We start from the raw sequence: 14750 nt of genomic DNA on the forward strand, positions 1-14750 counted from the left end.
GATACAGTCTTTTTAGTTTACAGTATAAAAATAGGAAGGGTATAGTAATAAGAAGAACTACTTTGTTTATCATTAAAATTGAAGAAAGTAGGAAATGATTTGGATTTAAGATATAATTATTTATTTTGGAAAGTTGCCTATTACCTTGTAGAGTCCAAGGGATATCGGATATTGAATATTTCTTCCAATCAACAAGAGATTTGGTTGGAGAATACTGTAGAAAAAGATGCGGGTGTCATCAGAATCATTCAAAAAGACCTGGATTGGAGTAACTGGGTACGGCGTGATATTGAATTAACTTCCATGAACGGAGAAAAGATTCGAAAATCATTAGGTAAACGTCATTTATCTGTGAAGAACATCTATATTTCAACATTTCCTCCAGTAGATGAACATCATACCCTTTTTGATTCGCCTGTTTCTTTTAAAAAAACAACTGTTCAATCCCTCTTAGTACAAGGGGATAAAAGCTTTGAATCACTAAATGAAGATTCAGTATTCAAAAATGGGAAGTGGGAGCTTCCAGAAGAAGTAATGGAAGAAAACGTTGAATGGATAAAGGGGAGAGCACTCGCCTCTTCAGCAGATAAAATCCAAAAGGAAAAGCAATTATTTGAACGAGGAAAGCCTTTCTTTACATATCTCTTCATAGGTATTCAAATGCTGATGTTTATTCTATTAGAACTTAATGGAGGAAGTCAGAATCCCCAAACACTCATTAAATTCGGTGCAAAATATAATCCTCTTATCATTGAAGGAGAATGGTGGAGATTCATTACGCCTGTTTTTTTACATATTGGATTGTTGCATTTATTTATGAATACTTTGGCTCTCTTTTATTTAGGGACGGCAGTTGAAAAAATATTTGGGAGAACTCGATTTATTCTGCTGTATCTATTTTCAGGTGTAACAGGCTCTATTGCTAGCTTTGTGTTTACTCCAAATTTGTCAGCGGGTGCTAGTGGAGCCATCTTTGGCTGCTTCGGTGCTTTATTGTATTTTGGTGTACTTTATCCGAAGGTGTTCTTCCGTACAATGGGGATGAACATTATCACAGTCATTTTGTTGAATTTGATTTTAGGATTTACCATCCCTGGAATTGATAATGCTGGACATATTGGGGGACTCGTAGGTGGATTCCTTGCTGCTGGAATGATTAGTGTCCCAAATGTTTTTCGACCTATCAGGCAGTTTTTTATTTTAGTCATCACTGTCGTGGTTCTCTTATTAGTAGTATTAAAGGGATGGAATGTCGATCCTTCAAAGTGGGATATTCAAACAGTAAATGGTGTAGCACAAGCGAAAATTTCCAATGAGCAATGGGAAGAGGCAGAGAACATTTTAAATAAGGCCGTTGAAGAAGGATCTCCAAATGCAGAGACATATTTTTATTTATCTTATACTGAAATTAAGCTCCATAAGATAACTCGTGCACGAGAGCACTTGAGCGTTGCCTTAAATGAAAATGGGGATTTTCATGAAGCTCACTATAATCTGGCGTTAATCTTAATTGATGCAGGAGAAAAAGAAAAAGCCCTTGAGCATGCACAAAAAGCATATGAATTAAATAGGCAGAATGAACAATATGAAAAGCTGTTTAACGAATTGAAGAGGGGTTTCTAAGTAGAAGTAATTATTTGCTTTAACAACGATGCCTCTCCATTTTTATCTATTAAGAGAACTAAGAGTTCTGTTTTATCTTTTTTAATTAATAATAGGGGGATGGTGCTATCAATTGAGTCAACAGTTGTGCCATCCTTCTTTTGAATTCCTAAATAATAGTTTTTATATAAACCTTCCCACAGGTTCCCAATCAGTTTATTCCACTCACTTTGATTAAACCCTTCTAAAGGTTTGTTTTCAATCTGTGGTAATTGTGTTAAGGGTATTGATACATAGTCGTTAATGGGAATATTCATGGAACGAATTCCAGATTCCCACCAATAATCTAATTGCTGTGTGGTCACCTTATCAAGAATATTTTTCCATTCCTTTTCTTGACCTGTACTTGGATTGCGAAATGCATTTAACGGACTGAAATTAGAATCGATAACATATAAAGTGTCTTCAGACATTTTTTGAGCACTGGTATATTCTGAATCACTATCGTGTATTTCTGAGTAATGAAAAGACACTCCTTGAAGTAGACTGCTTTCTTTGCCTTTTAGAAGAGATTCCTCAACAATTTGATCTGTATTTTGTTCCCACTCGCTCATTTTTCCTTTTAACCTGCCATTAACATATAAAAAACCTACATCTTGACGTAAATAAGCAGAAGAATCGAGCTTCGAGGAAATTTTCCAATTCACCTCATAATGATCGTCTTTCTTCTCAGGTTGCAACATGAGTAAGGTAGTGGCTGATTCATACTGTACATTTTCATTAATAGGAAAAAAAATAATGCTTTCTTTTGCTTGAGGATTGTATATGAATTGAATTCCAAGAGCTACTAATCCCATGATAATGAGAAAGGGATAGGCTTCTTTAAGCTTTTGCATCATAACCTTCACTCCAGTGGTTTGTCCATTTTATTAGATAATATGAAAAGAATCATTTCATTATGTTAAGATGTATGATTTATCTTGAGATTGTCTAGGATGGTAAAGATGGAAATTCATGTCAAGTACATTAGGAGTGAAGGCTAAATGCATGAGAAAGAGAAAAAGCCTGTCTCTACTCAAATAGAAGAAAATACAAATTATCTTAAAGACTCATTGGCTGTAGATAAAAGCTTTGACGTTATTCAATTAGATTTAGAATATGCAGAGAGAAAAATGGCGATGTTCCTTGTTGATGGATTTGTTAAAGATGATATTATGCACTATCTCATGAAGCTTTTAGCAGGATTAAAAGCGGATCAATTAGAAGAAGATACACTCGAAAAACTTCTCAAAACCTACATACCTTATATTGAAATTGAGCAAGTAGACGATTTGAATCAAGTGATTGATTTAGTATTAGCTGGACCAACCGCATTGTTGGTGGACGGAATTGATAAGGTAATCATGATTGATGCAAGAACCTATCCTGTAAGAGGACCACAAGAACCAGATATTGAACGGGTGGTTAGAGGCTCCAGAGATGGATATGTTGAGACAATCGTATTTAATACTGCTTTAACGAGAAGAAGAGTACGTGATCGTTCATTGAGAATGGAATATATGCAGGTGGGAAGAAGATCGAAAACGGATATTGTCGTAAGTTATATTGAAGATATAGCAGACCCAGAACTGGTTCATAAAATAAAAGATGCACTTTCTAAAATAGATACAGACGGTTTACCAATGGGGGAAAAGACATTAGAAGAATTTATTGCGGGGCGTCATTGGAATCCTTATCCCATGGTTCGTTATACTGAAAGACCAGACACCGCTGCCGCGCATTTATATGAAGGTCATGTCATAATAATGGTTGATGGCTCTCCAAGCGTTCTCATAACTCCAACAACCTTTTGGCATCATCTCCAACACGCAGAAGAATATCGAAACAAACCATCTGTGGGTGCATATTTAAGATTTGTACGTTTTATTGCTGTGTGGAGCTCCATTTTCTTATTACCTCTTTATTATTTATTTGCTGTTCAACCAGATTTATTGCCGGAACAATTTAGTTATATAGGTCCAAATGATACAGGGGAGGTCCCTTTATTTCTTCAATTTTTAATTATCGAAATAGGGATTGATATCCTAAGGATGGCCGCTATTCATACGCCATCTTCACTTGCCACAGCACTTGGGCTGGTAGCAGCCTTGATGATTGGGCAGGTGGCAGTAGAGGTAGGATTATTTATTAATGAAGTCATTCTATACTTGGCAATCGCAGCGATTGGTACGTTTGCGACACCTAGTTATGAGATGAGCTTGGCCAATCGGTTAGTAAGGATCTTCTTATTAATGTCTACTGCATTATTTGGAGTTTATGGATTTGTAATAGCCGTTCTTCTATGGTTGATTCTACTGTCTAAAATGAAATCCTTTGATATTCCTTATATGTGGCCATTCATACCATTTAACTTCAGAGCGTTTCGAGATGTTTTTCTGCGATCTCCTATGCCACTTAAAAATAGAAGACCAAGGTTTTTGCATCCGAAAGATCCAGATCGTTAATCTTATCAAGTTTTCTTAAAGCTCTTTACGTAAAGATTGTTGCTATTTCGGATGAGAAAGTAGTAGTTGATTTCCGCTACATGGTGCTCGCTTTCCGCAGGGAAGGCGGTGAGCCTCCTCGTCGCTTGCTCTCCTGCGGGGTCTCACCTGTCTAGCTCCGGGGCTTAAGGGCTCGAGGTCATAAGCCCCGAAGCTTTTCAGACTGTCCCGCGATACCCACAGGAGTCTCGCACCTTTCGCTCCAACAACTCTTTCAGTATGTTTTTTTATTTAATCAAAAACAAAGCATTTTGCAAGCAATATTTTAAAATTCTGTTTAGTATAATTTTATATAGTCACTATTAAGCTCTGTCCCTCAACATCTTGCATATACAATGTTGAAAGAGCTATCGACAGAACAACTTATATAAAAAGCAACAATCAGTGAAAAAAATATCACAAAAAAGACCTCTATATGAATTCATTTATCATATGGAGGTTATTTATTGTCCATTAAGCGATGCCTGTATTCTATTCTAGTAACTATTTATTGAGATGACAGACAATTTATCATATACTTTAGGATGAATGGAAGAATGAGGTGTAATGATGAAAACGATTTATGATATCCAACAATTATTAAAAAAATATGGAACCATTATATATGTCGGTCAACGACTCTCAGATTTGCAACTAATGGAAGCGGAGTTAAAAGAGCTTTACCAATCTCAATTAATTGAAACGAAAGATTTTCAAATGGCGTTATTCTTGTTGAGACATGAAATCCAAATAGAAAAAGAAAAACAAGAAAAGTAAGGGTGATAGAAATGACAGAAAAATGGCTGGTCGGAGTAGACTTAGGAGGAACAACCACAAAAATTGCTTTTTTAAGTAAATATGGAGAATTGCTACATAAGTGGGAAATCCCAACGGATACATCAGATAACGGTAAAAATATTATTGTGGACATTGCTAAAGCAATTGATTTCAAGCTGGAAGAATTGGATCAACCTAAGAATAAATTAGCTGGAATCGGAATGGGAGCTCCTGGACCTGTCGATATGGCGAAAGGGATCATCTACGAGGCAGTGAATTTAGGCTGGGATAAAAACACTCCATTAAAAGATTTACTTGAAGTAGAAACAGGATTACATGCCGTTATTGATAATGATGCCAATTGTGCTGCTTTAGGAGAAATGTGGAAAGGTGCTGGAGATGGTGCAAAGGATCTTGTTTGTGTCACTCTTGGTACTGGTGTTGGTGGCGGAGTCATTACGAATGGAGATGTAGTCCATGGCGTAAAAGGAGCAGGCGGAGAAATTGGACATATCACCGTGGTGCCAAGGGGTGGATTTCAATGTAATTGCGGAAAAACTGGCTGTCTAGAAACAGTGGCTTCAGCGACAGGCGTTGTTCGCCTGGCAAATGAAGAACTAAATTCCACAACAACTGCCTCCATACTTAGAGAAATTCGAGATCGAAACGACGTGATTAGCGCAAAAGATATTTTTGATGCGGCTAGGAAAAACGATGAAGTAGCAAAGAATGTAGTAGATCAGTTAGCATTTTTCCTGGGGTTATCACTAGCAAATCTGGGAAATGTATTGAATCCTGAAAAGATTGTTTTAGGTGGCGGAGTTTCTAAAGCTGGTGATATATTACTTACTTCAGTAGTTGAGCATTTTGAGCGATTTGCATTTCCAACGGTCAGAACCTCAACAAGACTGAGCATTGCAAAGCTTGGAAATGATGCTGGAGTAATTGGGGCAGCTTGGCTTGTTAAAAATAAAATATGATAAATGAGTATAGACGGAATACTGGATAATACTAAAAAAGAGCTTCCTTATAAAAAGGAAGCTCTTTTTATGGTTAATACCACTAGGGACGTTTGACTCATTTTAGGAAAATATAGTTATTTTGAAACTTTTAATAGTTTTAAACGTCTAATAGTATGGGTAAGAGAATAACATTAAAATATTCATTTTACAGAATGAGTGTAAATTTTGGTTTGACGTTTCGTTAAAAAAGTATTAAGATGATTGATGGTTGTAAAAATGAAATACATTTTTTTCCATTTTGATTATATGAAAGTGTTACATACGAAACAGCGTTTGTAGCAAGGAGGTAAGCATAAATGAAAGTGAATAAAACACCCAAGGCTCCACTTATTGTGATTGCCGCATTCCTTCTTTGGGTTAAAACGTACATTGTATATAAAACAAGTTTTGATATAAAGATCGAAAATACAATACAAGAACTTATCTTATTGATTAATCCCTTAAGCTTCCTTTTATTTGTTTTTGGAATTGGCCTGCTGCTGAAAAAAGATAAATCCCGTACTCGTTTTATTATTATGACGAGCTTTATCCTTTCTTTTGTCTTGTATGGCAATGTGATTTTCTATCGATTCTTCGATGATTTCTTAACTCTACCTGTCTTATTTCAGACAAGTAACTTTTCTGATTTAGGTTCCAGTGCCAGTGCCATCACCGATTGGAAGGACCTTTTTTATTTTTCAGATGTCTTTTTATTAATTTTAATTATTAAATTAAAGCCCACTTGGTTTTCCTTACAGAATTACAGCCGGGCAAATAGACGTGCCTACTTCTTAGTAGCAACTGCATTGGTATTCTTTAACCTCGGCTTAGCAGAATCTGAAAGACCACAATTATTAACGAGAACCTTTGACCGCGAAATGCTGGTAAAGAACATTGGAACGTATAACTACCATATTTACGATATTTTCTTGCAATCAAAGTCATCTGCTCAAAGAGCATTAGCAGATGGGAGTGAATTAGCTGGTATTGATAACTATATTAGAGCTAATTATATTCAACCGGATAACGAAATGTTTGGTATTGCCGAAGACAAAAATTTAATTATCGTTTCTTTAGAATCACTACAAAATTTTGTGATTAACAGTGAAGTAAATGGACAAGAAATTACACCATTTCTAAATGATTTTATAGGAGAAAGCTTCTATTTTAATCAGTTTTATCACCAAACCCAACAAGGGAAGACATCTGATTCTGAGTTTCTCTTAGATAATTCACTTTACCCTCTAAATCGGGGAGCTGTATTCTTTACACACTCTGGAAATGAATTCCAATCTATGACAGAGCAACTTGGTGATAATGGATATTATACAGCGTCTATGCACGCAAATAACAAAAGCTTCTGGAATAGAGACATCATGTATAATTCGTTAGGTTATGAGCGTTATTATTCATTACCTGATTACAATGTAACAGAAGAAAATTCCGTTAACTGGGGAATGAAGGATATCCCCTTCTTTGAACAATCTGTTGAACATATGAAGGAAATGCCAAAGCCATTCAGTGCTAAGATGATAACATTAACCAATCACTATCCTTTCACTTTAGATGAAGAGGATAAACTAATTGATCCATATACTTCTAATGATGGTACAGTTAATCGTTATTTCCAAACCGTTCGATATATGGATGAAGCCGTTAAAAACTTTATAGAAGATTTAAAGGAATCAGGGCTATATGAAAACTCTGTTATTGTGATGTACGGGGATCATTATGGAATTTCAGAAAATCACAATACAGCTATGAGTCAATACCTTGGTAAGGAAGTGACACCATTCGTTAGTACTCAACTGCAGCAAGTTCCTTTAATCATTCATATACCAGGGCAAGAAGGCAAGACGATTTCAAAAATTTCTGGTCAAATTGATTTAAAACCAACCATTATGCACCTATTAGGAATTGATACAAAGAAAGATATTCAATTTGGGGCAGACATTTTCTCTAACGAACACGAAGATTTCACGATATTACGTGATGGGCGTTTTATTACAAAGGATTATGTTTACGCAGGTGATAAGTGTTGGAATAAAGAATCAGAAGAAGAGACTGAAATGGAGTACTGTGAGCCATTTAAAGAAAGAGCTATAGAAGAGCTTGATTACTCAGATAAAATTATCTATGGAGATCTTCTCCGTTTTTATAATAAAACGGAATATCGGGATAATGATTAATATGTAGAAAAAAAGCTTGCGAAGCAATTCGCAAGCTTTTTTTGTCATGATTTTTTTACCTTTTCATAAATGTAAGTAAGGACGGATAGAATAGGGGGACTCTAAATGAAAGTAAAAGTACGAAACGGCGATTCATTCTGGTATTATAGCCAATTGTTCTATATTCCTATTACACTAATCATAGATTCTAATCCCTCTTTTGAACCCAATGAGCTTAAAATTGGGGCAGAGGTCATGATACCTGGTTTTGTAGAGGAGAGGTATGTGATTCAGCAGGGAGATACCTTTTGGGCACTGGCTCAGAAACGAAACATTAGCGTAGATGCATTGTTATTATTGAATAGTCAGATCAACCCCAATCAAATACAGATAGGTACTGAGATTTCACTTCCTTCTAGAGTCGTTGGTCCTATTGTAAAAGGAAAACAATCGTACAGTTCCAAAACTTTAGAGGAAGAAACGAAAAAGCTAAAGGAAATTTATCCATTCATTAAAATCAATAACATAGGAGAAAGTGTATTAGGAAAATCACTTATTGAATTAAAAGTAGGAAATGGGCCCAAAAAAGTGCATTTTAATGCTTCGTTTCACGCAAATGAATGGATTACAACACCTATACTAATGAGTTTCATCAATGAGTATCTCTTGTCATTAACGAATGCCAATACCATTAGAGGAATTCAAACCTTACCAATCTACAGTACTGTATCAATATCTTTTGTTCCAATGGTGAACCCTGATGGAGTGGACCTAGTTCTAAATGGTCCTCCTTCAGATAGAAGAAAAGAATTAATAAAAATCAACAAAGGAAGTTCGGATTTTACAGGATGGAAAGCCAATATTAGAGGAGTGGACCTCAATAATCAGTTCCCAGCTAAATGGGAGCTGGAAAAAGAAAGAAAAGAAGAAAAAGAGCCAGCACCTCGTGATTTCCCAGGATATAAACCTCTTTCAGAGCCTGAAACAATAGCCATGGCAAAAATTGCACGACAAGAAAATTTTGAGCGAATGCTTGCTCTTCATACTCAAGGGAAAGAATTTTATTGGGGTTATGAAGGGTTAGAGCCAAAAGAATCTGTTGCTCTGGCTCAGGACTTTGAAAGGGTAAGTGGATACAAATCAGTAAGGTATATAGACAGCTATGCAGGTTATAAAGATTGGTTTATTCAAGAATTTAAAAAAGCAGGATTTACCATGGAGCTAGGGAAAGGTATTAATCCACTTCCTTTATCGCAATTTAACCCAATATATCAAGATGTGCTAGGGATATTTTTAGTAGCAATATATCGTTGGTATTAACTTTTTGGCGTTTTTTTAGGAGTGAACCTCTTCGCTTTCAGCTGAGGATTCTCTCACTACAATCAACTACTCTTAAACTGCAATACCCTTTTAAAAGTGAGACTATTTTATTTAGTAAAATAGTCTTGTGATTTCCGTCGTACAGGAGTAAAATAAATCATCAACCCATTTTAGGACTAGTGGTGACTTTTGCTGTCATGGTTTATCGTGACATTCAGAGTCATCACTTTTTGAATTTTTGTAATCTTTTTTTAATAATCTTGAAACAAATTCCTGTTTTAAACGTACTAATTACTATACATAGTTTTTGAGGAAGGAGAGAAGAAGTTGGTTAAGAGTATATGGAAATTATTTGTTCTTTTTTTTATAGGATTTATTTTATTGTCAGCTTGCCAATCTAAAGAAACAACCACTTCTCTCCCTCAAAAAAGTGAAGCACCTGTAATAAAAGAAGTGAAAATGGAGGGTCAGTCTTCAAAAGGGTTTATCGAAAATATTGATTGGGTATCTGAATCAGAAATCCTTACGGTTAAAAAAGAAGAAAACCAGACGGCCCTGTATATATATGATGTGTTTGAAGGAAGCAGCAGAAAAATATATGAAACATCTTCGTATGTTCTTTCTGCCGTTTCACCTGATAAGGAAAAGATCATTATTCATTCAGCACCAACGACGTATTCGGCAGAGCTATCCATTATAGATCTAAATGGAACCATTTTATTTCAAGATGAAATTCCCTCTTATGAGTTAACCTACTCCTGGAGCAAGTATGATGAAAGCCGATTATTAATTACGAGTTTTGCAGAAGATTGGAGCTTTCAAGTCTTTTTGCTGGACTTACAGTCAAAAACAATGGATTTATTACAAATAGATCAGCCTTTTTTACACTGGAGATCGGATGTAGAGGTATTGTTCCAAGACTGGAATGAAGAAGATATAAGTGTGTCTGCACCTTTAGTTTCAAAAAACATACTCGATAATGAAGAACAGTTGGTTGTAGAATCAAGTATCCATTTTAATGTGTTTAACAAGCAAATATTAGCGGTGGTTCCTACCAATGAAGAGGATAGATTTACCTATCAGTTTATAACGCAGGATGGAAAAGTTGATTCGCATTTCGAGGTAAGCTTATTGAGTCGATACTCTGATTGGCTCATTCCTTATTATGATATGATAGAAGACAAGGATCAATTATTGACCTTTGTAGCAAATGAACCAGGAGTCTTTGACACCTATAATGGAACATTTTCTTTAAGAAGCTGGAATGCTAAAACCGGGGAAGAAACAATTCTTTATAAAGAGCTACCTTTAGAACCAATTAAATGTTCTCCCACAGGTACCTACTGTTTATACGGGAATCAGCTTGAGAAAATAATTGATTTAAAAAATACTACTATCATTCAATTAGTTAAAGAGGAAGGGGCAAATATGTAATGGCAATCGTTGATGTTACAGTTATTCCAATCGGAACAGAATCTCCTAGTGTTAGTTCATATGTAGCTGAGGTTCACCATATCCTAAAAAAATATGAAGAAGAAGGGGAAATACATTTTCAACTTACTCCTATGAACACGATTATTGAAGGTGAATTGTCGACTTTATTAAAAGTGATTCAAGAAATACATGAGTCACCTTTCCAAAAAGGAATTCAAAGAGTGGCCACTAACATAAGAATAGATGACCGCAGGGATAAAGTTAGCACCATGGAAGGAAAGTTATCTTCGGTTCAGAGTAAATTAAACAAATAAAGTTTTAGGGTGGGTACCTAACATAGGTACCCACCCTTATTATTTTGAGAAAGGTATTTGAACTATACATTCTCTAATTCATCGTTATCTAACAGCACTGCATTTTTATCGGGATACGTTTTTTCAATATGTTGCTCACCCCAAGCACATAGCATGTCTAATGGAGCTTTTAAGGACCATCCATACTCCGTTAATTCATATTCTACTTTAGGGGGTACTTGATTATAAATGATTCTGTTGATTACTCCATCGCCTTCTAATTCTCTTAGCTGCTGAGTTAACATTTTCTGGGTAATTCCAGGCATTAATTTTTTTAGTTCACTTGTTCTCCGTTTACTTTTAATTAAATGGCATAGAATAACAACCTTCCATTTTCCTCCTATTACTTCTAGAGAGGCTTCAACTGGTATATTATATTTTTTCATTATTAACCTCCTCAATCGTATATATAAGGTACTTTAACAAAAGTTAGTTGATTTCTTCGATGCAATTAACTAGTACTTTTTCTCTAAAATAAAAAAGTGAAAGAAGAGAGTATTATTTGGATGATACAGAAAACAATTGCAGAATGATAGGGAAACTCCTTTTATGATTTCCTTTTGTTGGATGGTTTATAAAGATTTATTGTTCATGAAAGGTACTTTTAAGTATCTATGGTACATGAAGGTACCTACTTCTCAAAGCAGTAAACCTCGTTTATCATTTGTTGCAGTTCTTTTAGCTTAATACAATTATATTTTATCGCACTCTACTAAAAGGTCCATAGGGTACTTTTAAGTACCTATCGAACTTTAAAGTGCGTACTTCCATAAGATGTTGGTACCCTTCATACTGAGGTTCATGAGGAATGAAAGTAGGCGCCGATTTATTCCATCATCTGTTCTAACAACTAGGAGGTATTCTATTATGAGTTCTCATGAAAATACACTGAACCATTCTCAAGCTAAAGGAGGAACACCTGCGTTAATAGCACTTGCTATTAGTGCTTTTGGAATTGGAACGACAGAGTTCGTTCCCGTAGGATTACTGTCATCAATTGCAGATGATCTAAGCATATCCGTTACCCTTGCTGGCTTACTGATTTCTGGATACGCAATCGGGGTAGCAATTGGTGCCCCTGTTTTAACTGCTTTAACAAGTAAGATGAGTCGAAAATCACTTCTTATGTCTTTGATGATCATATTTATTATAGGTAATTCAGTAGCAGCTTTATCAACTAGTTTTGGGTTGTTACTTATTGCACGATTTATAACAGCTTTTTCTCACGGGATTTTCTTTTCAATCGGCTCTACCATTGCAGCAGATCTCGTACCTGCTCATAGACGTGCTAGTGCCATAGCCTTTATGTTTACAGGACTAACCGTTGCCACTGTAACTGGTGTACCGTTAGGCACTTTTATTGGACAAGCCTTTGGATGGAGAGCGACCTTTTGGGGAGTAGCTTTACTTGGAGTAATTGGTATTCTGGCAAGTAACATTCTTGTTCCTAAAAACTTGAAGGAAACGGCACCAGCAAAGTTTAGTGAACAAATTAAGATTTTGCGTAACGGTAAATTATTGCTTGCTTTTGCTATTACTGCTCTTGGTTACGGAGGAACTTTTGTTGCTTTCACTTTTTTAGCTCCTCTTCTTGAAGATGTAACGGGCTTTAGCTCTGAATGGGTAAGTGTTATTCTTCTGGTTTATGGAATTGCTGTCGCATTGGGAAATGTGATTGGTGGAAAAGCCTCTAACCAAAACCCACTCAAAGCTTTATTTTGGATGTTTGTCTTACAGGCTATTACATTATTTGTCTTAACGTTCGCTGCGCCATTTAAGGTGGCTGGGTTGATTGCAATCTTCTTTATGGGGATGTTTGCTTTTATGAATGTACCTGGATTGCAAATTCTGGTTGTAAGTCTGGCTGAAAAATATGTTCCAACTGCTGTTAACGTAGCATCTGCTCTTAATATTGCAGCATTTAATGTGGGAATCGCTATCGGTTCCTTTGTAGGTGGTATTATCGTAGATAGTATCGGCTTAATCCACACACCTTGGATTGGAGCCATTATGGTACTAGGAGCGGTTATATTAACAGGATGGTTAAGTAAATTAGAGCGTAAATCAGTGTGAAATAGAAAAAAGCCCTTCGGTTTGAAGGGCTTTTTTCTTAACCATTTAATTAATGACCACCTGGGTATCCAGAGTGAAGGACAGTCATAATTGTAAACCATCCAAAAACGCCTAACGTTGCTAATGAAAAGAAAATTCCCATTAGGTTTTTGTTTTTGAATGTGCTTACTACTGCAAACAAAGCTAATAAAGAAACTAATGCTGTAATAATTACAAGACCCATATATATGACCCCTTTCATCAAAGTTCGTTTTGGATATCGTATGTACAAAAATGTACTCAATAACATTTTATAGTTTTTTATTCTGTTTGTCGAGGTCAAAAGTTTGACACTTCTATGGCAAACAAATTCTAATCATTTTTTCTATTGGCGGAGACATTGATATTAATTTTTCATCCATACAAAAATATAACAATGTTTATCAAAAGCATTATTTTTAGAAAATAAATAGTTTTGATACAATAAATATATCTTAATTGGAGGTGCAGCATATGAATTGGAAACAAATGCCGTTAGGGCCCTTACAAACAAACTGTTATATCCTTTGGAGCAATCAAAAAAATTGTTTAATATTTGATCCAGGAGGTGAGGGTGAAAAGCTCATCCAATGGTTAGAGGAACAACAATTGACTCCGTTGGCGATCATCCTTACTCATGCTCATTTTGATCATATCGGGGCAGTCGATGTTCTACGAGAAAGATATAGTATACCAGCTTATATTCATGAAAAAGAAGCTCAATGGTTATTAGATCCATCCTTAAATGGGTCACAGCTCTTTATGATGGGAGAACTCATTCGTCTAAAACCTGCTGATTACATACTCACTACTGAAAAAGAACTAGTCCTTAATGAATTTTCTCTTCAATTATTTGAAACCCCGGGACATTCTCCAGGAAGTATTTCTTATTATGTACAAAAAGTTGGAATTGTATTAGCTGGGGATACATTATTTATGGGGAGTATTGGCCGTTCTGACCTGCCAGGTGGGGATCATAAAGAATTACTGAAGAGTATTCATGATAAATTATTAACTTTACCAGAGGAAACATTGGTTTTACCTGGCCATGGACCACAAACTTCAGTAAGAGATGAAATGGATTCTAATCCTTTTTTGAATGGATTTTAGGAAGTGGATAAAAAAATTCCCTTTAGCTCTGCTAAAGGGAATTTTTTTTAGTGTCCTCCTGCACCCGGAGTCATCATAAAGGTCGTCCAGTAAGTAAATCCAGCAAAGAACACTGTTAGATAGGCACCGAAAATATATATATACATACGTTCGGATAGTTTTAAATAGCTTAACATAATGAAGAATCCTGTTTGGCCTAAAAAGATTAATGATGTCGTTGGCATATGACCAAGATAAAACATAACAGCAAAAATTCCAGTCCAAAATCCAAGAACTCTGAACATACGATCCATATGTAACCCTCCTTTGCACCCTAGTCCATCATTCAATATTATAAATGAAGAGTGTACTAAAAGTAAATATCCGTTTGTT

Annotated in this window: 14 protein-coding genes; 10 read left to right on the plus strand and 4 right to left on the minus strand. The window is 35.6% G+C overall.

The genetic code is table 11. The features are described 5' to 3' along the window. Positions 1 to 99: 99 nt before the first annotated feature. Positions 100 to 1623 carry a rhomboid family intramembrane serine protease gene (locus IQI_RS04565; RefSeq protein WP_064091501.1) on the plus strand — a complete coding sequence of 508 codons (1524 nt, stop codon included), beginning with the start codon at positions 100 to 102 and terminating at the stop codon, positions 1621 to 1623. On the opposite strand, the gene IQI_RS04570 is transcribed toward IQI_RS04565, so the two are convergent. Next, the gene (locus tag IQI_RS04570) at positions 1620 to 2501 is read right to left on the minus strand and encodes a hypothetical protein (RefSeq protein WP_082892579.1); all 882 of its coding nucleotides are present in this window, start codon (positions 2499 to 2501) and stop codon (positions 1620 to 1622) included. The genes IQI_RS04565 and IQI_RS04570 overlap by 4 nt on opposite strands. A gap of 144 nt (positions 2502 to 2645) precedes the next feature. Here IQI_RS04570 and IQI_RS04575 point away from each other — a divergent pair, with 144 nt between their 5' ends. The 7 genes from IQI_RS04575 (at position 2646) to IQI_RS04605 (ending at position 11138) form a co-directional block, all read left to right on the plus strand. After that, positions 2646 to 4106 (plus strand): spore germination protein, encoded by a 1461-nt coding sequence (locus IQI_RS04575; protein WP_064091502.1) that lies wholly within the window; start codon positions 2646 to 2648, stop codon positions 4104 to 4106. Between the two features lie 588 nt (positions 4107 to 4694). Next, positions 4695 to 4901 carry a YqgQ family protein gene (locus tag IQI_RS04580; RefSeq protein WP_064091503.1) on the plus strand — a complete coding sequence of 69 codons (207 nt, stop codon included), beginning with the start codon at positions 4695 to 4697 and terminating at the stop codon, positions 4899 to 4901. A gap of 11 nt (positions 4902 to 4912) precedes the next feature. Next, positions 4913 to 5881 (plus strand): ROK family glucokinase, encoded by a 969-nt coding sequence (locus IQI_RS04585; RefSeq protein ID WP_064091504.1) that lies wholly within the window; start codon positions 4913 to 4915, stop codon positions 5879 to 5881. Between the two features lie 338 nt (positions 5882 to 6219). Next, a complete protein-coding gene (locus tag IQI_RS04590) occupies positions 6220 to 8091 on the plus strand; it encodes an LTA synthase family protein (protein ID WP_064091505.1) in 1872 nt (623 codons plus the stop codon). A gap of 105 nt (positions 8092 to 8196) precedes the next feature. Next, positions 8197 to 9390 (plus strand): M14 family metallopeptidase, encoded by a 1194-nt coding sequence (locus IQI_RS04595; RefSeq protein WP_064091506.1) that lies wholly within the window; start codon positions 8197 to 8199, stop codon positions 9388 to 9390. A 327-nt stretch (positions 9391 to 9717) separates the two neighbouring features. Further along, positions 9718 to 10824, plus strand: coding sequence for a YqgU-like beta propeller domain-containing protein (locus tag IQI_RS04600; RefSeq protein WP_064091507.1), 1107 nt, complete (start codon positions 9718 to 9720; stop codon positions 10822 to 10824). Next, a complete protein-coding gene (locus IQI_RS04605) occupies positions 10824 to 11138 on the plus strand; it encodes an MTH1187 family thiamine-binding protein (RefSeq protein WP_064091508.1) in 315 nt (104 codons plus the stop codon). Before IQI_RS04600 ends, IQI_RS04605 begins: the two co-directional genes overlap by 1 nt. Before the next feature lie 62 nt (positions 11139 to 11200). Here the strand turns inward: IQI_RS04605 and IQI_RS04610 are convergent, their stop codons facing one another. Continuing rightward, positions 11201 to 11563, minus strand: coding sequence for a winged helix-turn-helix transcriptional regulator (locus IQI_RS04610; protein WP_064091509.1), 363 nt, complete (start codon positions 11561 to 11563; stop codon positions 11201 to 11203). A gap of 481 nt (positions 11564 to 12044) precedes the next feature. Between IQI_RS04610 and IQI_RS04615 the strand changes: the two genes are divergently transcribed. Continuing rightward, entirely contained in the window at positions 12045 to 13250 is a 1206-nt protein-coding gene (locus IQI_RS04615) for an MFS transporter (protein ID WP_064091510.1), read from the plus strand. A 49-nt stretch (positions 13251 to 13299) separates the two neighbouring features. Here IQI_RS04615 and IQI_RS20135 read toward each other — a convergent pair whose 3' ends face one another. Beyond that, positions 13300 to 13473: a DUF2759 domain-containing protein gene (locus tag IQI_RS20135; protein WP_064498965.1), complete on the minus strand. Its 174-nt coding sequence runs from the start codon at positions 13471 to 13473 to the stop codon at positions 13300 to 13302. A gap of 269 nt (positions 13474 to 13742) precedes the next feature. Here IQI_RS20135 and IQI_RS04620 point away from each other — a divergent pair, with 269 nt between their 5' ends. Continuing rightward, positions 13743 to 14378, plus strand: a complete 636-nt coding sequence (locus IQI_RS04620; protein WP_064091511.1) for an MBL fold metallo-hydrolase — start codon at positions 13743 to 13745, stop codon at positions 14376 to 14378. A 47-nt stretch (positions 14379 to 14425) separates the two neighbouring features. Here IQI_RS04620 and IQI_RS04625 read toward each other — a convergent pair whose 3' ends face one another. Next, positions 14426 to 14671, minus strand: a complete 246-nt coding sequence (locus IQI_RS04625; RefSeq protein WP_064091512.1) for a DUF2626 domain-containing protein — start codon at positions 14669 to 14671, stop codon at positions 14426 to 14428. Positions 14672 to 14750 lie beyond the last annotated feature (79 nt).

It is taken from the genome of Rossellomorea aquimaris TF-12, from assembly GCF_001648555.1.
Taxonomy (GTDB): domain Bacteria; phylum Bacillota; class Bacilli; order Bacillales; family Bacillaceae_B; genus Rossellomorea; species Rossellomorea aquimaris.

Excerpts from the sequence above, each read along its gene's own strand:
- IQI_RS04585 (WP_064091504.1), top strand. The coding sequence starts at position 4,913 with ATGACAGAAAAATGGCTGGTCGGAGTAGACTTAGGAGGAACAACCACA.
- IQI_RS04610 (WP_064091509.1), bottom strand. The coding sequence starts at position 11,563 with ATGAAAAAATATAATATACCAGTTGAAGCCTCTCTAGAAGTAATAGGA.
- IQI_RS04595 (WP_064091506.1), top strand. The coding sequence starts at position 8,197 with ATGAAAGTAAAAGTACGAAACGGCGATTCATTCTGGTATTATAGCCAA.
- IQI_RS04620 (WP_064091511.1), top strand. The coding sequence starts at position 13,743 with ATGAATTGGAAACAAATGCCGTTAGGGCCCTTACAAACAAACTGTTAT.
- IQI_RS04570 (WP_082892579.1), bottom strand. The coding sequence starts at position 2,501 with ATGATGCAAAAGCTTAAAGAAGCCTATCCCTTTCTCATTATCATGGGA.
- IQI_RS04590 (WP_064091505.1), top strand. The coding sequence starts at position 6,220 with ATGAAAGTGAATAAAACACCCAAGGCTCCACTTATTGTGATTGCCGCA.
- IQI_RS04625 (WP_064091512.1), bottom strand. The coding sequence starts at position 14,671 with ATGGATCGTATGTTCAGAGTTCTTGGATTTTGGACTGGAATTTTTGCT.
- IQI_RS04580 (WP_064091503.1), top strand. The coding sequence starts at position 4,695 with ATGAAAACGATTTATGATATCCAACAATTATTAAAAAAATATGGAACC.
- IQI_RS04605 (WP_064091508.1), top strand. The coding sequence starts at position 10,824 with ATGGCAATCGTTGATGTTACAGTTATTCCAATCGGAACAGAATCTCCT.
- IQI_RS04615 (WP_064091510.1), top strand. The coding sequence starts at position 12,045 with ATGAGTTCTCATGAAAATACACTGAACCATTCTCAAGCTAAAGGAGGA.
- IQI_RS04575 (WP_064091502.1), top strand. The coding sequence starts at position 2,646 with ATGCATGAGAAAGAGAAAAAGCCTGTCTCTACTCAAATAGAAGAAAAT.
- IQI_RS20135 (WP_064498965.1), bottom strand. The coding sequence starts at position 13,473 with ATGGGTCTTGTAATTATTACAGCATTAGTTTCTTTATTAGCTTTGTTT.